The 19,489-nt window shown below is 60.5% G+C and carries 16 protein-coding genes and 1 tRNA gene; 8 read left to right on the top strand and 9 right to left on the bottom strand.

Annotated features, from left to right (window positions below; genetic code table 11):
* Window positions 1–328: 328 nt before the first annotated feature.
* Window positions 329–405, top strand: a tRNA-Met gene (locus tag JJQ51_RS31510).
* A 16-nt stretch (window positions 406–421) separates the two neighbouring features.
* Here JJQ51_RS31510 and JJQ51_RS31515 read toward each other — a convergent pair.
* Complete coding sequence (locus tag JJQ51_RS31515; RefSeq protein WP_269245801.1) at window positions 422–1,261, bottom strand: class I SAM-dependent methyltransferase; 840 nt, start codon at window positions 1,259–1,261, stop codon at window positions 422–424.
* 205 nt (window positions 1,262–1,466) lie between these two features.
* On the opposite strand from JJQ51_RS31515, the gene JJQ51_RS31520 reads away from it, so the two are divergent.
* Window positions 1,467–2,330 (top strand): alpha/beta fold hydrolase, encoded by an 864-nt coding sequence (locus tag JJQ51_RS31520; RefSeq protein ID WP_269245749.1) that lies wholly within the window; start codon window positions 1,467–1,469, stop codon window positions 2,328–2,330.
* A gap of 65 nt (window positions 2,331–2,395) precedes the next feature.
* On the opposite strand, the gene JJQ51_RS31525 is transcribed toward JJQ51_RS31520, so the two are convergent.
* The 3 genes from JJQ51_RS31525 to JJQ51_RS31535 all read right to left on the bottom strand — a co-directional run bounded on the left by JJQ51_RS31525 (window position 2,396) and on the right by JJQ51_RS31535 (window position 7,056).
* Window positions 2,396–4,957, bottom strand: a complete 2,562-nt coding sequence (locus JJQ51_RS31525) for a GcvT family protein (protein ID WP_269245750.1) — start codon at window positions 4,955–4,957, stop codon at window positions 2,396–2,398.
* Window positions 4,958–5,157: 200 nt separating this feature from the next.
* Window positions 5,158–6,048 carry an amino acid ABC transporter substrate-binding protein gene (locus tag JJQ51_RS31530; protein WP_269245751.1) on the bottom strand — a complete coding sequence of 297 codons (891 nt, stop codon included), beginning with the start codon at window positions 6,046–6,048 and terminating at the stop codon, window positions 5,158–5,160.
* Window positions 6,049–6,192: 144 nt separating this feature from the next.
* Entirely contained in the window at window positions 6,193–7,056 is an 864-nt protein-coding gene (locus JJQ51_RS31535; RefSeq protein ID WP_269245752.1) for a haloalkane dehalogenase, read from the bottom strand.
* A 76-nt stretch (window positions 7,057–7,132) separates the two neighbouring features.
* Between JJQ51_RS31535 and JJQ51_RS31540 the strand changes: the two genes are divergently transcribed.
* A complete protein-coding gene (locus tag JJQ51_RS31540; protein ID WP_269245753.1) occupies window positions 7,133–7,615 on the top strand; it encodes a MarR family winged helix-turn-helix transcriptional regulator in 483 nt (160 codons plus the stop codon).
* Between the two features lie 218 nt (window positions 7,616–7,833).
* The gene (locus tag JJQ51_RS31545; protein ID WP_269245754.1) at window positions 7,834–8,538 is read left to right on the top strand and encodes a cysteine hydrolase family protein; all 705 of its coding nucleotides are present in this window, start codon (window positions 7,834–7,836) and stop codon (window positions 8,536–8,538) included.
* Window positions 8,539–8,598: 60 nt separating this feature from the next.
* Here the strand turns inward: JJQ51_RS31545 and JJQ51_RS31550 are convergent, their stop codons facing one another.
* Entirely contained in the window at window positions 8,599–9,330 is a 732-nt protein-coding gene (locus JJQ51_RS31550; RefSeq protein WP_269245755.1) for a dienelactone hydrolase family protein, read from the bottom strand.
* Window positions 9,331–9,538: 208 nt separating this feature from the next.
* Between JJQ51_RS31550 and JJQ51_RS31555 the strand changes: the two genes are divergently transcribed.
* Window positions 9,539–11,068, top strand: a complete 1,530-nt coding sequence (locus JJQ51_RS31555) for a S10 family peptidase (RefSeq protein WP_269245756.1) — start codon at window positions 9,539–9,541, stop codon at window positions 11,066–11,068.
* A gap of 46 nt (window positions 11,069–11,114) precedes the next feature.
* On the opposite strand, the gene JJQ51_RS31560 is transcribed toward JJQ51_RS31555, so the two are convergent.
* Complete coding sequence (locus JJQ51_RS31560) at window positions 11,115–11,720, bottom strand: TetR/AcrR family transcriptional regulator (protein ID WP_269245757.1); 606 nt, start codon at window positions 11,718–11,720, stop codon at window positions 11,115–11,117.
* A gap of 79 nt (window positions 11,721–11,799) precedes the next feature.
* Here JJQ51_RS31560 and JJQ51_RS31565 point away from each other — a divergent pair, with 79 nt between their 5' ends.
* Complete coding sequence (locus JJQ51_RS31565) at window positions 11,800–12,417, top strand: NAD(P)H-dependent oxidoreductase (RefSeq protein WP_269245758.1); 618 nt, start codon at window positions 11,800–11,802, stop codon at window positions 12,415–12,417.
* Here JJQ51_RS31565 and JJQ51_RS31570 read toward each other — a convergent pair.
* Entirely contained in the window at window positions 12,414–13,928 is a 1,515-nt protein-coding gene (locus JJQ51_RS31570; RefSeq protein WP_269245759.1) for a mechanosensitive ion channel family protein, read from the bottom strand. The genes JJQ51_RS31565 and JJQ51_RS31570 overlap by 4 nt on opposite strands.
* A 222-nt stretch (window positions 13,929–14,150) precedes the next feature.
* Here JJQ51_RS31570 and JJQ51_RS31575 point away from each other — a divergent pair, with 222 nt between their 5' ends.
* Window positions 14,151–15,731 carry an aldehyde dehydrogenase (NADP(+)) gene (locus JJQ51_RS31575; RefSeq protein WP_269245760.1) on the top strand — a complete coding sequence of 527 codons (1,581 nt, stop codon included), beginning with the start codon at window positions 14,151–14,153 and terminating at the stop codon, window positions 15,729–15,731.
* A gap of 243 nt (window positions 15,732–15,974) precedes the next feature.
* Here JJQ51_RS31575 and JJQ51_RS31580 read toward each other — a convergent pair whose 3' ends face one another.
* Window positions 15,975–16,889, bottom strand: coding sequence for a YncE family protein (locus JJQ51_RS31580; protein ID WP_113389325.1), 915 nt, complete (start codon window positions 16,887–16,889; stop codon window positions 15,975–15,977).
* Between the two features lie 251 nt (window positions 16,890–17,140).
* Here JJQ51_RS31580 and JJQ51_RS31585 point away from each other — a divergent pair, with 251 nt between their 5' ends.
* Window positions 17,141–18,124 carry a LacI family DNA-binding transcriptional regulator gene (locus JJQ51_RS31585; RefSeq protein WP_269245761.1) on the top strand — a complete coding sequence of 328 codons (984 nt, stop codon included), beginning with the start codon at window positions 17,141–17,143 and terminating at the stop codon, window positions 18,122–18,124.
* Between the two features lie 71 nt (window positions 18,125–18,195).
* Here JJQ51_RS31585 and JJQ51_RS31590 read toward each other — a convergent pair whose 3' ends face one another.
* Window positions 18,196–19,461, bottom strand: coding sequence for an ABC transporter substrate-binding protein (locus tag JJQ51_RS31590; RefSeq protein WP_145636584.1), 1,266 nt, complete (start codon window positions 19,459–19,461; stop codon window positions 18,196–18,198).
* Window positions 19,462–19,489 lie beyond the last annotated feature (28 nt).

Raw genomic sequence — 19,489 nt, forward strand, 5'->3', positions numbered from 1 at the left:
CTGCTAATCGCAACTCCACGCTAAACCGCTTCAGCGGCTTATGCCTCACAAAATCTTCTCGTCACACTCCGAAATACGGCCAGGCCGTGTTACAATAGGCCGCTAACGCGGCCTTTGTCGCTTCTGATAACGACTTCTTCTTCGAGAACCTGGAATAACAGGCATCTCGAAAGCAGGTGCGCTCCAAAAGGTGCCCACCTAACACGCGATAAACCCCTCGGGTTTACGCTGGAAACACACGATAAACCGCTCCGCGGTTTACGTGGATGACGCAAGTCGGCTCCGCCGGCTTGCTACTCGCGACAAACCGCGCAGCGGTTTGCGATGGCGCGGGGTGGAGCAGCCCGGTAGCTCGTCAGGCTCATAACCTGAAGGCCGCAGGTTCAAATCCTGCCCCCGCAACCAATCTCTCCAAAATACATTAGATAGCGCTCGCGCGAAGACTGCTGCTCAGTGAACGGACTCGCTCGGCAGTGATGATCCATGCGCGGGAGTCGAAGAGCACGCCTTCGCAGGTCATGTGCGCTTCCAGCAAATTACGCAGCCGCTGCAGTGGTTGGTCGGGTGCCTCGTTGGTGTACATGAGTGCGTCCTTGACCATATAGAGGCCGGCAAGGGCATCGAGGGCGGCCTCGACATTTGCTCCATAAAACACTGGTTCCTTCACCTCGGTGAAGTCGATCGAGGTGAAGCCGGCGGCGTTTAGCAGCTCTTTGGCCATGGTGGGATCGCCAAGCGAGAACGGCTTGCCGGCATTTTCTGGAATTGCGCTTCCCGGAGCCAGCGCATGCCTGATGGCGCCAGACCATTCGTTGCGCTCCTGGCTTTGCCATACCATCCAGGCGATGCGTCCACCCGGGCGGATTGCTTGGGCGATGTTGGCGAATGCCACCGGCGGATCGGCAAAGAACATAACGCCGAACCGGCTGATGCATAGGTCGAAGCCGGCTGCTGGGAAGTTGTGGTTTTGTGCGTCACCCAGCTCGAAGCTGACGTTGCGCAACCCTGCCTCAGCGCTACGTTGGCGGGCAATCTCCAGCATCTCGGCGGAGGTGTCCACGCCGACCGCGCTGCCTTGTGTTGCGGCAAGAGCTGCTTCGCGGGTAGTCTGCCCAGCGCCGCAGCCGATATCGAGTATCCGCTCATGCGTCCGGACGCGGGCGGCGGCTCGCAAATGCCGGTTATGCCGTGATAGTTCAGCGTCGTAAAAATCAGCACATTGCAGCACTACAAGCCCCCCCTGTCTCGCCTCGATCTCCATCGGGCGCAGTTCTTGCAAGATCTTCCAACAGCTCCAACGGCATTATTCCCACGCAATTCCGAATGGAAAACTGCTGAGCGCTTTTCTGGAACTGTTCTGACGGACGTCGATGACCGTGTTGCAGCTTCCTCATAAACTGATTGCATAATAATATCAGTTATGCAATATCAATCCAGTTGCGATTTGCAATCGGATGGATTCTGTCATGGAAGAAACGAGATCATTCATCGCCACCGAGACGTCAATCGAGGTCAAGGGAGCGAAACTTCAGACCCAGGCTTTCGGTGATCCCTCCAGCCCGCCCATCATATTGATCATGGGGATGATGGCTTCGATGCTGTGGTGGCCGGACAGGTTCTGCGAGGCGCTTGCCGCCCGTCAACGCTATGTGATCCGATATGACCAGCGCGATACAGGCCTTTCGACGCATTATCCGCAAGGTGAGCCGTCTTATTTGTTCAGCGACCTTGCCGACGATGCCATCGCCATTCTCGACGGCTATGGATTGGAAACAGCGCATGTGGTGGGCAAGTCGATGGGCGGCGTCGTTGCGCAGGAAGTCTCGTTGCGCCACCCTCGACGTGTTCGGACCCTCACGCTGATCAGCACATCACCGCTCGGCGTCGAGGGCTTGCCTTCCTCGACAAAGGCCTATCAAGAGCATTCCAGGTCTGCCGAAGCAATCGACTGGTCGAACCTCGAGGCCATTGCCGATTTTTTGCGTCGCGATACGGCCATGCTTGCCGGCACCCGGCACCCGCATGATCATGACGCTGCAAATGCCCTGATCGCCCGTGACATGGCCCGGGCACCGTCATTTGCGAGTGCCACGAACCATTTCACGCTCGTGAGCGAGGAAAGGCCCGAAAGACTTCAAGCTTCCGATATCAAGCTGCCGGTGCTTGCGATCCATGGCACGGCCGATCCGCTGTTTCCTATAGGACACGGTGAGGCCTTCACCAAGGTCGTGCGAGATGCCCGGCTGCACCGGGTCGAGGGTGGCGGGCACGAAATCCACGAGCGCGATATTGACGAGATTGCGCAGGCCATCATCGATCACACGGCCTGACGGACGTCCGGCCCGACAGACAACCGGAAAGCGAGGCATGACCTCGCTTTCCGGTCTGTTGGAGATCAGCTTCTCGGCTTCACATTCTCCGCGTCGTAAAGCGGCTTGTAGCCGACGCCGGCGACTTCTACCGGGTAGGTCTCGCCGAAATATTCGACCTGCAGCTTACGGCCTTCCTGGGCATAGGACCAGGGGAGATAGGCGAGGGCGATGTTCTTGCCGATGGTCGGGCCGTAGGCGATCGAAGTGGTGAAGGAGCGGCGGCCGAGCTCGTCGATCAGGGTTTCGCCGGTTTCGGGATCCATGACCGGCAAGATGCCGACGGGGTAGCGGGCAACGCCGCTGGAGTCGATATTGTCGGTCATCACAAGCGTGCAGAGCATGGCCGGTTGGTGCTCGCGGGCGCGGTATTCGAGGTGCTTCGCCTTGCCCCGGAAATCGGCGTCCTTGACTTTCGGGCGGGCGAGATCGGCTTCGAGCAGATTATATTCCGTCAGTAGGTCGGCATTCTGCAGGCGCAGGCTTTTTTCCATGCGGCGGCTGTTTGCATAGGTCTCGACGCCGACGGCAATGGCGCCCGTCGAACGCAGCGCATCCCAGACTGCCAGCGCGTCGCCATAGGCCATGTGCAGTTCCCAACCCTGTTCGCCGACATAGGAGATGCGGAATGCGGTGACGTTCTTGCCGGCGATGCGGATCTGCTTGATTGCGGCGAAGGGGAAGTTTTCGTGCGAAAGGCTTTCCGGGTTTTCGACGACCTTCTGCAGGTTGGTGCGGGCATTCGGTCCCCAGATACCGATCGTGACATAGCGTTCGGTGACGTCGGTGATGGTGACGTCAAAGCCCTTGTCCTCGGCAACGCGGCGCATGTAGTGGAAATCGCGCGGGCCGGCATCGGCGCCGTCGATCAGGCGGCAACGGTCGGCCATGCGGATGACGGTAAAATCGGCCCGCACCATGCCCTCGTCGTCGAGGAAGTGGGTGTAGATGCCCTTGCCGATATTGGCATCGCCACCGATCTTGGCCGCACAGAGCCATTCCAGCAGCTCGACATGATCGGGGCCTTCGATGTCGTACATTGCGAAATGCGAGAGGTTGATGATGCCGCAATCTTCGCTGAGCGCCAGATGCTCGGCATTGGAGACGCGCCAGAAATGGCGGTTATCCCATTCGTTTTCGCGCACGGGGATGCGATCGCCATATTTTTCCAGCAGGTGCTCGTTGGCGGCATAGCCATGCGCACGCTCCCAGCCGCCAAGCTCCATGAAGTAGCCGCCGAGCTCCTTTTCGCGCTCATAGAAGGGCGAGCGGCGGATGTTGCGGCCGGTCGCGTAGGGCTCGCGCGGATGGACAGCGGGATTGTAGATCTTCTGCGCGGCCTCGGTGCAGCGGCCTTCGATGAATTTCTCTTCCAGCATATGCGGGTAGAAGCGGGAATAATCGATCCTGTTGTGATCGATCGGCGTGCGGCCGTCGGTCATCCAGTCGGCGACCAGTTTGCCGAAGCCCGGGCCGTCCTTCACCCAGATGGCGACGCAATACCAGAGGCCGCGGACCTTCTGGCTTTCGCCGACAGATGGGCCGCCATCGGTCGTGACCTGCAGGAGGCCGTTGAAGGAATGGCCCTCATTATAGCCGAGTTCGCCGAGGATTGGCGTCAGTTCCATGGCGCGCTCGAGCGGCTCGATGATCTGCTCCATGTCGAGATCGCGTTGTGAAGGGGAGAGGCGGGCCTCGTGCTTTTCAAGGAGATCGCGGGGATGGCAGAGGCGCGGGTTCTTCTCTTCGTAGTAGCCCCATTCGATCTGGCCGCCTTCGGCGGTCTTCGGGTCGCCGGTGTCGCGCATATAGGCGGAGTTGCCCTGGTCGCGCATCAGCGGGAAGCCGATTTCCTTGCCGGTATTGGCGAATTCATTGTAGGGGCCGAAGAAGGTCAGCGGATGGTCGACCGGCATGACCGGCAGGTCCTCGCCGACCATTTCGGCGATCAGGCGGCCCCAGAGACCGGCGCAGACGATCACATATTCGGCTTCGATCGTGCCGCGATGGGTGACGACGCCGCTGATGCGGCCATCCTTAACGATCAGTGACTGGGCCGGCGTATTGGCGAAGGATTGCAGCTTACCGCTCTTCTCGCCCTGGTCGATCAGCTTGCCGGCAACGGTCTGCGAACGGGGAATGACGAGGCCGGCATCCGGGTCCCACATGCCGCCCTGAACCATGCTTTCCTCGATCAGCGGGAATTTTTCCTTGATCTCGGCAGGCTCGATCAGGCGGGCGCGTGTGCCGAAGGCCTTGCCCGAGGTGACCTTGCGCTTGATTTCGGCCATGCGGTCATCATCGCCGACGCGCGCAACTTCCAGGCCGCCGACGCGGGCATAGTGGCCGAGCTTATCGTAGAAATCGATGGAATAGAGGGTCGTCCAGCAGGAAAGGAAATCATGGCTCGTCGTGTAGCAGAAGTCGGAGGCGTGCGCCGTCGAGCCGATATCCGTCGGGATGCCTGATTTGTCGATGCCGACAATATCGTCCCAGCCGCGCTCGATCAGATGGTGGGCGATCGATGCGCCGACGATACCGCCGAGACCGATGATGACGACCTTCGCCTTTTGAGGAAATACTGCCATTGCGTGCGACCCTGATTGATATTGAAGACGGATTTTATGACGTGTGCGGCGGCGACCAGAGCCTGTCTACGACATATTGAAGATGCTTGCACGACGACCGTCACGCTGTCCCGTCCGGAATGGTTGGGTTTGTTGGCGACATGTGATCAGGAGAATTGTCGCAAAGGCGACTTTGTGACAACCGGAGAGTTGTTGCCGCATTATTGCGGGATCGATTGCATCATGATCTCGCGGCGCAGGATCGGGCCTTCCTGGCCGAAATAGCTGGTCAGCAGCTTGGCGAAATCATCCGACTGGTAGGTCTCGGTCAGCGTCTGGTCGACGAGCAGGCGGAAGGCGGAGTCATCCTGCCGGAGTGCGATGCCATAGGGCTCATGCGTGAAGAGGCGGTTGCCGATGGCAAGCGTGGACGGATCATGCGCATGGGAAGCGAGATCGAAGAGCAGGGCGCGATCGGCGAAATAGGCATCAATTTTGTGGTTTTCGAGCGCGACCAGACCGTCCTGATGCGTGGCGAACTCGGCGATCCGCGTCTTCGGCACATCGGAGCCTAGCGCCTCGCGCAGGGTCGCGCCCGTTGTCGTGTCGGCGCGAACACCGATCGTGCTCGTTGCAGGGGCGGGCTTGGCGGAGACTTGCGCCAGCCGCTTGTCGAGGAACAAAGCCATCAGATAATCGGGCGAATCCTTGCGCAGCAGGGCGCTTGCGCCGGTGATGAAGATCGGCTGCGAGAAATCGACGCTTTGGCGTCGCCCGAGATTGATGGTGATGGCGCCGCAGAGAAGATCGACCTGGCCGTTTTTGACTGCATCGAAGCCATCGGCAAGCGTGGTTTCGACATAGTCCCGCTTCAGATTGGCGACCTTGGTACCGACAGCATCGGCAATCTTGCCGCAGAGGTCGATGGCATATCCCGTGGGGTTGCCGTCCTTCTTCTTGAAGGAGAAGGGTTCTTCGTCGCTAATATAGCCGATGCGGATCGTGCCCTTTTGCGCGATAGCGTCGAGTGTCTGTGCGGCGGCTGTCGTATAGGCAGATATGCCTAGGAGAATGCCTGCCAGAACCAGTCGTCTCATGCAGTTTGCCGGCATGATCCCGATCTCCAAAAGAAAAATGGGCAATCGCAAGGGCTTAGGCGCAGATTATGGGCTGGCAGGTTTTTGTCAACGATGGATTGTTCCCGATGGTTAGCGATCGAGCAGGAGTGGCGCAAGGCTCTCGCTCGATTACAAGGCCTATCTGGAGAAGGCGTGACGATCCGCCCACTCGGAAATCGCTGACGCGATGGCCTCCGGCTGATCTTCCGGCGCATTGTGCCTGGCCGGCCCGCAATTCCTGATCTCGAGGCCGGCTATGTTCTCCCGGCACCAGGCGGTCATCACCTCGCCGATCAGCAATGTCTCTGCCGGTCCTTCGAAGGTCAGCAGCAGCTTCGGGACATCAGCGCTTTCTGCCAGCCAGGCGTCATAGGCTTCGATGCGCATGATCACGTCGGCCGGTTCTCCTTCGATTGGCATCGAGCGGGGCCAGGCGAGCAGCGGCCGTCGGCTGTCGCGCGTCAGATAGGGTGCCGCGTAGACGGTATGATCCTCTTCGCTGAGGCCGTTGAGAACGGTAACCTTCAATGCCTGCTCGATGAAGAAATTCTCGTCCAGCACTTTGGTCTCACCGATACCAGGCGACCGGAGAGCTTCAAAGCGAGGACGCGCGCCCGGAAAATCGTCCCAGGTCATCGGCCGGACGATCGTTTCCATGAAGGCGATGCCGCGCACACGCTCTGGATGGCGAGCTGCCCAATCGAAGCCGAGCGCGCCGCCCCAATCGTGGCCGACGAGCACGACATCGTTCAGCGCCAGGGCGTCGAACCAGGCGTCGAGATAGCGGGCGTGATCGTGGAAGCTGTAGGTAATATCCGGTTTGCCGGAGCGGCCCATGCCGATGAGGTCAGGCGCCAGACGACGGCCCGACGTGGTGACGCCAGGCGACACATTTCGCCAGAGGTAAGATGAGGTGGGATTACCATGTAGGAAGACGAAAGGCGTTCCCGTTCCCGTGTCCTGATAGAAAATGGTTGAATCCAGCACGTTAAGCGAGGGCATGTGGATATCCTTTCCTTGGTAAGAATGGTAAGGTACCTGTCTATCTACCATAATAGTCAGGCGCCTGTCTATATTCATGAAAGAACCTATTTCCCCCCATCTGTCGCTGGGCCTGCTTTTGCGGCTCGTTCATCAGCATTATGCGCAAGCTGTCGATGCCGCGCTGGAGGAGGCCGGCTTTCGTGACATCCGCCCGCCGCATTCCAACGTCTTCACCTTCGCGCGTCCGGAAGGCATCCAGGTGAGCGAACTCACCAAGCTCGCCCATGTGCGCAAGCAGACGATGACCCAGGCGGTGGAGGAGCTGGAGCGCCTGGGTTATGTCGAACGGCAACCGGATCCGAACGACCGGCGTGCGCGGCTGGTGTTTCTGACCGAGCGCGGCAAGGGTGTGCGGCCGGTCGCCATGGCCGCCGGCAAGATGGTGGAGCAGCGTTGGTCCGACATGGCCGGTTCGGGCGAAATCGAAGTGATCAGGCAGGGATTGCAAAATCTGCTGGAGACGCTGCGTGGTGGCGAAAAAGGTAGCGAACAGCCGTCCGACGATGCCGGCGCCTAAAGCAATTGCGGGAAAAGTGCGCAGCGGTTTTCCGTCCGGGATTGCGTGAAAACAAAGGGATAGAGCGGCTCAGAGATTCCGTGGAAAACTGAACCGCTCTAGCGGCTCCCTGTCGCTCGCCGTGATCTGGGCGGGCAGCGCATCACGAAGAGTTTCGGTGCCCTGTCGGAATTTATGGCCTATCTCTCTTCCACCACCGTCAATCCAAGAGGACGTCGATGCAGGAGAGGAACTCGATCAGAAAAACAAGCGGCAGGGTTGGCAAGACAAGCTTTGCATTCGGTGCGGGTTTTGCAATCCTATGCATAGGCTTCAGTTCTGCGCTGGCCTCGCCGGCAGCCGCCCAGACGATCATCGATGACTGGCAGAAGGTGAAGCCGCCGGCGGCGCCGGAGCTGAAGGAGGTTACCGTCGATCCGAAGACGACGGCGCTTCTGATCCTTGATTTCAATGGCGCACAGGACCCGACCAAAGGGCCGTGCAATGCAAAAATCAAGCCGCGTTGTCTGGCGTCCGTCCCCAAGGTCAAAACTCTGCTCGATCAGGCGCGCGCCAAGGAGATGCTCGTCGTCTTCAGTCTGGCCGGCGCTGGCGAGGCGCAGGATATCGCAACGGCGCTGGCGCCTCTGGCGAGCGAACCGATCGTCAAATCCGGCCCGGACAAGTTTATCGGCACCAACCTGCGCAGCATTCTTTCCGACAAAGGCATGAAGACCGTCATCGTCACGGGTACGGCCTCTGAGGGCGCGGTGCTCGATACGGCAACGGATGCCGCATTGAATGGTATGAATATCGTGCTGCCCGTCGACGGCATGTCATCGACAGAGCTCTATGGCGAGCAATATGTGGCCTGGCACATGGTCAATGCGCCCGGCGTCTCCCAGAAGACGACGCTGACCAGCATCGACAGGATCAAGTTCTGATCTCTGGATCGGATAGCGGCATCCCGCTCGTGATGCCAACGGGATGCCGTCATCGATCGATTACACCAGGGCTTCCTCGAACAGGTTCAGCAGCCGCTTCCAATGCCTTTCGGCGCCGGTCTCGTCATAGACGCCATGATCCGGCACGGTCCATCCATGCGCCATTCCGACATAGTTTTCGATGGTGTGATCGACGCCGCCAGTGCGGAGCGCCTCGGCAAGACGCGCCGATTGTTCCGGCGGAAAGCTGTTGTCGACGCCGGCGACACCGATATAGGCGCGCGCCTTGATATTGGCGGCGAGCCGGTGCGGGCTGTCTTCCGCGTCGCTCGCAAGATTGCCGCCGTGGAAGCTTGCGGCTGCCGCGATGCGATCGGGATAAGAGGCAGCGGCAGTCAGCGCGCGGCCCCCGCCCATGCAATAGCCTACAACGCCGGCCGCGCCTTTGGCTCCGGCAGCTGAGAGAGCGTCGAGGAAGGTGGCACTATCGACTTTGGTCATTTCCTGCGTCGTGCCGCGCAGCATCGTCATGATCGTTTCACGGGAGGCCGGATTGCCAAAGGCACCGCCGTCGAAGGGGCCATAGGCGCCGAAGCGATAGAAGAGATCGGGAAGCAGCACGATATAGCCGGCATCAGCCAGCCGCTGCGCCATGCCATCGAGCGCCGCGCGCGGACCCATGGCATCCATATAGAGTATCACGCCATGCTCGGCTGACGCGCCATTCTCGGGGCGGAATATGGCGGCTTTGGCGGTGCCGTCGGCCGTCTTGATTTCGATATCCTGTTTCATCGTCGTTTCCCTTGCGATCTCATTATGGGCTGATGTCCCCGCGGCACATACCACTTTGGCAAACGATATATAGACCCTCAAGATCATGGTTCTTCGAAAAGGCTGAGACCATCAATCAACATCTCTTGAGTTTCGGCGCTTGTCGTCTGTGACATAGTATCGCCAGTAATGACGTCTATGCGACGATCCCCTTGGAGGATGTGATTTCATGTCTTTTCGCCAGATGGTTCCCGGCCTGGCGCTGGCCCTTTCGCTGCTATCGGCAACAGCGTCCGCCGCTCCGCCCGAGCAAGGTCATGGCACGCCTGCAAGCGCCGGTGGCGTGCTCTCGCTCCTGCCGCCTGATGCGGTGAGCGATCATGTGCTGAATGCCGATGGCAAGACCATTCCCTACACGGCGACAGCCGGAACGCTCGATCTTTTCGGCCAGGATGGTCAGCGCAGTGCCGCGATCTTCTACACTGCCTATGTCGCCAAGAACCGGGATACGAGCCGCCCCGTGACCTTCGTGTTCAATGGCGGGCCGGGCGCGGCTTCGGCCTTCCTCAATCTCGGGCTCGTCGGCCCACGCATCGTCGATTTCGGCGCGGACGGGCGCGATGGCGCCCATGCCAAGCTGGTCGACAATCCGCAAAGCTGGCTCGAATTTACCGATCTCGTGCTGATCGATCCGATCGGTACCGGTTGGAGCCGCACTGCCAAGCCCGATGATCAGAATGATTTCTATAGCGTCGACAGCGATGCCGAAAGCCTTGCCAAGGCGATTGCCCTCTACGTCGCCCATAACAGCCGGGCGGCATCGCCGAAATATATTCTCGGGGAGAGCTATGGCGGATTTCGTTCGATTAAGGTTGCCAACAGCCTGCGCGAGGATCAGGGCATTCTGATTTCCGGCGTCGTGATGCTGTCGCCCCTGCTGGAGGGCCGGTTTGTCTTTGGCGGCGGTGAGGATGCGCTTGGCGCAGCCTTGCAACTGCCGTCGCTGGCGGCGGCCGAGCTGGAACGGCAAAATGCCTTCAGCGAGAAGGCGGTTCAGGATGCCGAGGCGTTTGCCCTAAACGAATATCTGCCAATTCTTGCAGGGCGTCCGCCCTCGGGAGATGCCGGCCAAGCCTTCTACGGGCGCGTGGCGAAGCTGACCGGCATACAGCAGGATGTCGTCGCCAAGAACCAGGGCTTTCTCGGCGGGGTCTATCGCAAGCATTCCGATGGCGATGGGGCGGATGTGGCGAGCGCTTATGATGCTTCCTTCCTGGCGCCCGACCCCTATCCGCAGTCGGAGGCCGAGCATGGCGGCGATCCGGTTCTGGATGGCTTCGTCCGCGCCTATGGTGGTGCCTTTTCCGGCTATGCCCGTGACGAGTTGGGCTTCCATACCGACATGACCTACACACTGCTGTCCTCATCCGTGAACAGGGAATGGAAATGGGGTGGGCGCAATGGCGGCTCGCGCGGGACCGCCGGTGTTGGCGACGATCTCAAGGAGCTGCTGTCGCTCTCGCCATCATTCCGGGTGATGATTGGGCAGGGTTACAGCGATCTCGTCATTCCCTTCGGCGTGAACAAATATGTGCTCGACCATATGCCACCCGCTTTTGCGGATCGCATGGAGATGAAGCTCTATCGCGGCGGCCATATGTTCTACACGCGGCCAGCGTCGCGCGAGCAGTTCACGGGCGATGCCAAGTCGTTTTATACGGGGCAGGTCAAGGCGGTGCCGACACCGCAATCGAACTGACCGCCATGCGGGGCTCTACCTGGAATGCGGCGGCGTTGGCTGGCCTTCATCTGTTTCTCGCAACCATGGCCTTGATGGTTTCAAAGAGTTCGTCCTTTGCCTGCTGCGGGCTGATATCCCCCGTCGTCGCGGCATAGGACAGGGCTTCGGCCGCACCCAGCATCGCCCAGAGGCCTGCCGATGCAATGGAACCGGTAGTAGCGAAGGGAGCAAGCAACGCACGGCACTTCTCGAGGAAGGCCGTTTCATATTCGCGCTTGATTTTTTCAAGCTCCGGCGAGCCCGCGAGCGCGGCGATAATGCCGGGTATTTCGCGCCCCTGCAGCAGCACGCAATCGACATAGGAGGCCGCTATCACCTCCGCCCGACCTGCCAGTGTCGGGGTACTTGCATCAAGCGCCTTGTCCATCACCTCCGTCTGCCTGATATCGAACTCGCGATAGAGCGCAGCCAGCAGGCCGGAACGGGTCGCGAAGTGGTCGTAGACCACAGGTTTCGTCACGCCGGCACGCTCAGAAAGCCGGCCCAATGTCAGGGCTTCCGTTCCCTCTTCGCCGATGATTTGCCAGGCAACCTGAATGAGCTGCCGGTAGCGCTCCTCCCGCGTCAGCCGGCTGCGGGACTCCGGTTTCTTTGTCTGCATGCTTGACATCGCTATATACCAAAAGTAACTTACTAAAAGTATATAAAACTGAGCCGCCGCTCACAATGTGTCAGCAGGAGTTTTTCACATGCACGCGCTTATCGTCGTCTCCAATCCGAATTCGGCTTCGGCTTCTTTCAGCCACTGCGTCGCGGCCAAAGTCGCCGAGGGTGTAACGGCTTCGGGCGCTACATTCGAAATCGCGGATCTTACGGCGGAAGGTTTTGATCCGAGGTTCAGCGCTGCCGATATCGCAGCCCATCTCAGAGAAGGTCCATCGCCCGAGGATGTCGTTGCCGAGCAGGCGCGGATCGATCGTGCGGATGCACTGGTACTCGTCTATCCCGTCTATTGGTGGTCCATGCCCGGACTTCTCAAGGGATGGATCGACCGGGTGTTCAGCAATGGCTGGGCCTATGACGACATACCGGGTAACGGAACGATCAAAAGGTTAGGCCATCTCCGCGTCCATCTGATCGCCATCGGCGGTGCGACCATGCGCACCTATGCGCGCCACGGCTATTTCGGCGCCATGAGGACGCAGATCGATCATGGAATTTTCGGTTATTGCGGCGCTCCCGTCGCGACCTCCGAATTGTTGCTGACGGAGACGCAGGATATGAGTTCCCATCTCGACACCGCCCGCGCCATCGGGCGAAATCTCTTTGCTGTTTCGCGATCGACGAAGGCAGCGGACGCGGCCTAATCGTGCTGCTGCAGTTGAAAGAGATGCTTGATGCGCGAGCTTAGCGAGGTCACGTGAGTGCCATGGCCGAGCATATCGGCATTGGCGAAGAGATGCTGCTCCGCCTCGATGCGTTTTGCTAGAATGGCGCCGAGCTCTTCGGCAAGGGTCGGCCGATCGTGCAATAGCGGCGCCAGACATTCCTCGCCGATTTCGTAGGTGACGACGAAGGTCAGGGCGCGAACCGTCCCGACTTCACCCGACCCCATCAGCAGCCCGTTCTCCCCGAAATAATCCCCTGGCGCAAGGCGCGTCAGCTCGATCTGGCGATGTCCTTCGCGGCGGGTGATGCTGACGACGCCCGAGCGGACGATCGTGAGTGCCCTCATGCGGGCATCCTGTTCGGCGATGACGGCATCCTTGCGATAGGTCCGGCGCTGCATATGTGACGCCAGATGTTCCTTTTCATCCTCGGTCAGCGAAGAGAACAGGGGGATATTGCTGACCAATCGCCAGGGCGTTCCGGGTGCATGTTGCTTCTCGTCGGCCGCCTCGGGTTTTTGCTCCATCGGAAGCATGATCGTGCCGGGGGGATCGGCGAATTTCAAGTTTGCCGCCTTGGCGTGACGAAATAGCAGATCATAGATCTCGTTCTTCGCGGCTTGGGTCAGCGACATGTCGCGCACGCGAAAAGACAGCTGCAGTTCGATCGCTTGCCCATCGATGGAATTGATGGCGACATTGGGTTCCGGGTTCTTCTGGATCGAATTGCAGCTGATCAAGACGTTCTGCATCACATCCGCGATGATGCGCGGTAGAGTGGTGGGCTGAATCCGAACGGTGACGGTGGCGCCATGGCTCTCATCGGGCGCGGAAAGATTGGTCAGCCGCGTCTTGGCAAGGATACTGTTCGGAATGACGACCAGATCGTTGGTGCCGCTCAGCAATTGCGTGGCGCGCCAATTGGTTTCGACGACGCGGCCCTGGACATCATTTTCGAGCACGATCCAGTCGCCGACGGAGTAGGGGCGGCCGAGATTGAGAGCGATGCCGGAGAAGACGTCGCTCAGGGTGCTCTGCAAGGCAAGGCCGAGAATGATGGCGAAGACGCCCGATGTCGCGATCAAGGTGCCGATGGGCACACTGAAAACATCGCCGACGATGGAGAGAATGGCCCCGAGATAGATGACACCGACGATCAGATCCTGCAGCAGCCGGCCTTCGCGGGGCTTGCGCTCGAAAATCAGGAACAGCCGCACGCAGGCGATCAGTACCCAGGCACCATTGACCCACCAGACGATCTTGGCAAAGCCCGTGAAGGTGCGCAGCGTCACCGAGTCCTGTGGCGGGCTCGGCTCATAGGGCACGATGCCGTGATAGAACAAAAGTGCGGTCAGGCAGACGAAAAAGGCGACCTGACCGATCAGGCGGCCGGCCCGCTGACGACGCAGCATGACGCGGCTGACGAACGTGCCGACGACAACCAGAATGAAGAACTGGACGATCGGATCGCCAAGAAGTGCAATGGACATGGGGACTTGGTCGCACTCGGTCTTTCGGATGGGCGCTAAATTGGCACGAAAGAGGCCGCAGCGCCATATCTGGAAAAAGTATGATTAATTGACGCAGACGCCTTGATCTCAGGACTTGTACCTTGATAATTAGATGACGATTATCATCTTATATCTGTCATCCCGTCCTGCTATCTGCTCTCGCAGCGCCACCTAGCGCTCCGACATCGTTAAGGAATACCCATGACACAGTCTTTCGAGATTCGCGGCGATCTGCTGATCGGCTCAGATTCTACCGGCGGCAACAGAACCGTGCGTGCCATCAACCCGGCAACCGGCGCAAGCCTGGAGCCGGCTTTTGCGATCGCCGGCGAGAGCGACGTTGCCAAAGCGTGCGAACTGGCGGCGCAGGCATTTGACGTTTACCGTGCGACCAGCCCCGAGCAGCGCGCAGTATTCCTCGAAAAGATTGCCGACAATATCATGGAAATCGGCGATGCACTGATTGAGCGGGCGACGGAAGAGACCGGCCTGCCGGTGGCGCGTCTGCAGGGTGAGCGCGCCCGCACCGTCGGCCAGTTGCGGCTCTTCGCACAGGTGGTCCGTGCCGGCGAGTGGCTCGATCTGCGCGTCGATCCGGCCTTGCCGGAGCGCAAGCCGCTGCCTCGGCCGGACCTGCGCCTGCGCCAGATCCCGCTTGGCCCGGTCGCCGTTTTCGGCGCCAGCAATTTCCCGCTCGCCTTCTCGGTTGCCGGTGGTGATACGGCTTCGGCTCTTGCCGCCGGTTGCCCCGTCGTCGTCAAGGGCCATCTTGCCCATCCGGGGACGGGCGAGCTTGTCGGCCGCGCCATTCGCGCCGCCGTCGCCGCTTGTGGTCTGCCGGAAGGCACATTCTCGCTGCTGACCGGCGCCAACGAGACGGGTGCGGCGCTGGTGCGCGATCCCCGCATCAAGGCAGTCGGCTTCACCGGCTCGCGCGGCGGCGGTCTGGCGCTTGGCGCCATTGCCGCTGCCCGGCCGGAACCTATCCCGGTCTATGCCGAGATGAGCAGCGTCAATCCCGTCTTCCTCTTCCCGGCAGCACTTGCCGCGCGCGCCGAGGCGATCGGCACAGGTTTCATCGATTCCCTGACACTCGGTGCCGGTCAGTTCTGCACCAATCCTGGTCTGCTTTTCGCGATCGAAAGCCCCGATCTCGACCGCTTCGTCCAGGCCGCCGGCGATGCGCTGAGCGGCCGTGCGCCCGCACCGATGCTGACACCAGGCATTCACGCCGCCTTCGACAAGGGCGTTGCGGCATTGGCAGAACATGAGGCTGTCAAGACCGTCGCTCACGGTGCCCCGACCGAAGGCGTCAACCGGAGCCCGGGCATCTTCTTCGAGACAGAAGCGGAGGAGTTCCTCGCCGACGAGCGTCTGGGCCACGAAGTTTTCGGCGCAGCAAGCCTTCTCGTGCGTTGCAAAGACGTCGATCAGATGATCGCCGTTGCGGAAAAGCTCGAGGGCCAGCTGACCGCGACGCTGCAGGTCGAAGCGGAAGATTATGCGACGGCCGCCAAGCTGGTGCCGGTGCTGGAGCGCAAGGCTGGGCGCATCCTCGCCAATGGCTGGCCGACCGGTGTCGAAGTCTCCCATGCCATGGTGCATGGCGGGCCTTTCCCGGCGACCTCGGACAGCCGCACGACCTCGGTCGGCACGCTCGCCATCCGCCGCTTCCTGCGCCCGGTCTCCTATCAGGATCTGCCAGAAGGATTGCTGCCGGCTGAGCTGTGTGACGATGGAGTAAAGTCGCTGCCGCATCTGCTGGATGGCGTGCGCAAGTAACTGATCAGAGCCTCATCCGCCCTCGCCCTTCGAGGGGTCCTTCGGACCCTCCTCAGGGTGAGGGCTACTCTCTTCCACCAAACGCACCAAATAAAAATAGCTTCAGCATCATTGCTTCAGGCGAGCGGCTTGTTCCGCCCTCATCCTGAGGCGGGAGCGACTGAGCTTGGCGAAGGAGTGCCCCTCGAAGGACGAGGGTCGGCCCCAAAGCGCCACGCTAGGCACACAAAGCATATTCCAACCTCAAATCTCCGCGTAAACAATCCCTGTGAACGAGCCGGCATGATGCAGCAGTTCTCGCTCGCCCGAACCATCGAGGCTGGCGGAATAGAGATTGCCGCCGATGTCCGTGAAGAACATGCGGTTGTTGGGGAGATCGAGCGAAAGGCCGATGCCTTCGTCCAGGCCCTCGAGGACGACTTCGGAGGTTGCGGCGATATCGTTCATCGCTGCGCGGTTGACGGTATTGCCGCGGGGGAGATTGCCACGGTCGGTCCAGTAGATCGTGCGGGTGGCGAGATCCAGTTCTAGGTCGATCGGTTCCGGCAGTTTGTCGAGCAGGGTTTCGATGTCGCTGCGGCTTGTTGCGGTTTCGCCGGCGGGAATATTGATGCCGGCACGGAAGATGCGGCCGAGACCGGCATCCGGCGGTCCTTTCTGGGTCCAATAGATCTGCCCGAGTGGCAGATCGAGGGCAATGCCGACGCACCAGCGTTCAATATCGGCACTATCTTCCGGGCTGTCGCCGTTCTGCACAAGGGTTTCGATATCGCTGCCGTCGATATTGGCGCGCATGACGCGCATGCCTTCGCGGTCGCACCAATAGAGCTTGCCGTTGTCGCGGTCGAGCTGGATCTGCTTCGGCGTGACGAGCGTGCTGCCCGGCGGGATCAGCGTGATGTGGTTGCCGCCGTCGAGGTCCATGCGCTCAATGGAGCCATCATGGGCGTTGTAGTCGTTGCCCATCTCCGTCCAGTAGATCCAGCCGTTCTCGCTGTCGACGAGAATGCCGTCTGGGCTGCGGCCCTGCCGCTGGACGATGAGCTTCAAATCGGTGCCGTCGATGGCGGAGGAGAGGATTCGTCCGTCGTTGATATCGAGGAAAAACAGTCTTTCGATCTTGTCGGTGGTGGAGGCAGGCGTCCGTGCTTCTGACATGAGAGCATCCTTTCGAGGGGCGGATCTGCGGATCACAGCGCGGCAATCATGGCATCGGTTGATGACAGCATCATTGGCGGCTGCGAGCGGGACGAGCATCTGCTGCGCTGCAGCAAAGATCAAGGGCCGGATTGTCGCGGTGCGCGCGGAGGGCTGTCAAATAAGTGTCATCGGCCTGATATAAATCCCCGACATTCCCTTAGGGCTGCAGCAGTCGAGAGCTGACACCGAAGCCGGAGGTGATTGATATCATGTCGACGCTCCAGCAGGTCGCCTTTCGCGCCGGTTGTTCCGTTGCGACCGCCAGCCGGGTGATGAATCGCACCGGTCCGGTCAGCGACGAGATGGTACGGCGCGTGCGCCGGGCGGCGGCAGAGCTTGGCTATCGCGCCGGCAGTCGCAGCGCCAATGGCCGGCCGGCGATCGGCGTGCTCATTCCCAGCATCACCAATCCGGTTTTCGCAGCTTCGCTCTCGAGTATCCAGAACCGAGCCCTTCACGCGGGGCATAGTGTGTTGATCGCGCAATCGAACTACGATCCAGCACAGGAGGTCGATGCCGTCGCCTCGCTGCTCCAACAGCAGCCGACTGGGTTGATCCTCACGCTCTGCGATCCCGAACGCAGTCTGGTCCTGTCATCCGCCCTCCCGCCGACCGTGCTGCTCGGAAATCTTCCGACCAGCCGCTTCACAGCTGCGGTCGCGACCGATAATTTCGGTGCAGGCCGGGACCTGACCGAGCACCTCCTGCAAAGGGGGCACCGCCGTATCCTGTTCATATCAGGCCACTTCGCGGCATCGGATCGAGCCAAGCTACGCTATCTCGGCTATATCAGGGCGATGGAGGCGGCGGGGCAACAGCCTCTCGATGCCTTGGAGATTTCCTTCGTGAATAGTCTGGAACAGCTCGATCTTTCGGATGCCGTTTCCCGGTTCGGTCCGACGGCGATCATTGCCTCCAACGATCTTCTGGCGCTCGGCGTCATGGGCGCGCTCCGGCGTCAGGGTCTTTCGATCCCGCGCGATATTTCCGTCGCCGGCTTCGACGGGATTTCCCTCGGTTTTCTGGGTGAGGTGTCCCTGACGACGGTGGAAATTCCGGATGGAACCATGGGTGCCGCTGCCGCCTCGCTGCTGCTCGATATGGCTGAGAATGCCGCGCCGCCGCGTCATCTGACCGTGCCCTATCGGCTGCGTTCCGGCGGAACGGTGCGCAATCTCCCCCTCCAATCCTGACATACCTTTGCATATGAAAACGCCGCCTCTCGTTAAGAGGCGGCGCGGATGTTTCAGATGGGTTCGAAAGATCAGCTGCGTGGCAGCAGGCCCTCGACGTCGGAAGCGGCGTCGTCGAGCGCTTCCTTCGGCTCTGCCGAGCCATCGACGATGCGCGAGAGGTTGTCGACGATAGTCTGCGTGACCTTGACGCCGTTGGAGCCCGGGAAGGCGTACCAGGGAACCATGATCGACATCTGGCTGAGGCCGGCCTGGAACAGCGGGTTCTTCTTGTAGAAGTCGCCGAGATATTCGGCCGACTTGGCAGCAAGCTCATTGTTCGGAACATAGCCGGTACCGGGAACGACGACAGAGGCGCCATAGGGGCCAGCGGCAAACTTGGCGAATTTCCAGGCAGCTTCTTCCTTGACCGGATCATGGGTCAGGATGACGACGGCGTTGCCGCCCGTCGGCAGGCGGCCGTTGACCGGGTCGATCAGCGGCAGCTTGGCGGTGCGCAGGTCGAACTTGGCGCCGACATTCTTGATGGTGTTGACGAGAGCACCGGTCGTCTGGAATTCGAAGCCGACCTTGCCGGCTGCAAAGGCCTGTTCGCCGGCAGCCTTGGTGAAGACCGGCATGCCGCCTTCCTTGACGAAGCGCTGGATCAGTTCGACGGCCTTCTGGCCCTCGGGACCGTTGAAGGCGACCTTCGTCTCGTCGTCGCTCAGCATCTTGCCGCCGGCGCCGAAGAGGAGGGCGGAGAACATCCAGTCGTCACCCTGCCAGCGGAAGTCCATGCCGTCGACGCCATTGCCGAGCGCCTTGATCTTGCCGGCAAGCGCGATGACCTCGTCCCAGGTCTTCGGCGGGTTGTCCGGGTTGCCGCCGGCAGCCTTCACCAGGTCGGCGTTGTAATACATGATCGGGTTGGACGTCGCGAAGGCGAGGCCGACCTGCTTGCCCTTGACCTGGGCGAGCTTCAGGATCGTGTCCGAAAAGCCTTGCTCGGCCATATTGCCCTCTTTCTTGACGAGGGGACCGAGGTCGACGGCGACATTGCGCTCGTCGATCATGCGCAGGCGGTTGAGGCCGATGAAGGTGACATCGGGCATCTCGCTGGTGCCGGCCTGGCGCAGGATGGTCTGGATGCCTTCCTCATAGGTGGCCGAAGGAGCGGCGAACTGGATCTTGATGTCGGGATTTTCTTCCATGAACTTCTTCGAGATCGTGTCCATCACGTTCTTGAAGAAGCCCGGCATGGGATAGTGAACCGTCAGGGTTGTTTCGGCGTAGGCCGGGACCGACACGACCATCGAAATGACCGCGGCGGCGAGAATCTGGGTGATATGCTTCATCGCTCGTTCTCCGTTTTCGAATTTCGAA

It is taken from the genome of Rhizobium sp. AG207R (assembly GCF_027109195.1).
Lineage (GTDB): Bacteria > Pseudomonadota > Alphaproteobacteria > Rhizobiales > Rhizobiaceae > Rhizobium > Rhizobium dioscoreae.

What these genes read in the sequence shown, in the direction of transcription:
- JJQ51_RS31515 (WP_269245801.1), bottom strand. Translation starts at nt 1,261, where the DNA reads ATGGAGATCGAGGCGAGACAGGGGGGGCTTGTAGTGCTGCAATGTGCT.
- JJQ51_RS31535 (WP_269245752.1), bottom strand. Translation starts at nt 7,056, where the DNA reads ATGCCCTCGCTTAACGTGCTGGATTCAACCATTTTCTATCAGGACACG.
- JJQ51_RS31590 (WP_145636584.1), bottom strand. Translation starts at nt 19,461, where the DNA reads ATGAAGCATATCACCCAGATTCTCGCCGCCGCGGTCATTTCGATGGTC.
- JJQ51_RS31575 (WP_269245760.1), top strand. Translation starts at nt 14,151, where the DNA reads ATGACACAGTCTTTCGAGATTCGCGGCGATCTGCTGATCGGCTCAGAT.
- JJQ51_RS31560 (WP_269245757.1), bottom strand. Translation starts at nt 11,720, where the DNA reads ATGTCAAGCATGCAGACAAAGAAACCGGAGTCCCGCAGCCGGCTGACG.
- JJQ51_RS31570 (WP_269245759.1), bottom strand. Translation starts at nt 13,928, where the DNA reads ATGTCCATTGCACTTCTTGGCGATCCGATCGTCCAGTTCTTCATTCTG.
- JJQ51_RS31580 (WP_113389325.1), bottom strand. Translation starts at nt 16,889, where the DNA reads ATGTCAGAAGCACGGACGCCTGCCTCCACCACCGACAAGATCGAAAGA.
- JJQ51_RS31550 (WP_269245755.1), bottom strand. Translation starts at nt 9,330, where the DNA reads ATGAAACAGGATATCGAAATCAAGACGGCCGACGGCACCGCCAAAGCC.
- JJQ51_RS31555 (WP_269245756.1), top strand. Translation starts at nt 9,539, where the DNA reads ATGTCTTTTCGCCAGATGGTTCCCGGCCTGGCGCTGGCCCTTTCGCTG.
- JJQ51_RS31530 (WP_269245751.1), bottom strand. Translation starts at nt 6,048, where the DNA reads ATGCCGGCAAACTGCATGAGACGACTGGTTCTGGCAGGCATTCTCCTA.
- JJQ51_RS31520 (WP_269245749.1), top strand. Translation starts at nt 1,467, where the DNA reads ATGGAAGAAACGAGATCATTCATCGCCACCGAGACGTCAATCGAGGTC.
- JJQ51_RS31540 (WP_269245753.1), top strand. Translation starts at nt 7,133, where the DNA reads ATGAAAGAACCTATTTCCCCCCATCTGTCGCTGGGCCTGCTTTTGCGG.
- JJQ51_RS31565 (WP_269245758.1), top strand. Translation starts at nt 11,800, where the DNA reads ATGCACGCGCTTATCGTCGTCTCCAATCCGAATTCGGCTTCGGCTTCT.
- JJQ51_RS31525 (WP_269245750.1), bottom strand. Translation starts at nt 4,957, where the DNA reads ATGGCAGTATTTCCTCAAAAGGCGAAGGTCGTCATCATCGGTCTCGGC.
- JJQ51_RS31585 (WP_269245761.1), top strand. Translation starts at nt 17,141, where the DNA reads ATGTCGACGCTCCAGCAGGTCGCCTTTCGCGCCGGTTGTTCCGTTGCG.
- JJQ51_RS31545 (WP_269245754.1), top strand. Translation starts at nt 7,834, where the DNA reads ATGCAGGAGAGGAACTCGATCAGAAAAACAAGCGGCAGGGTTGGCAAG.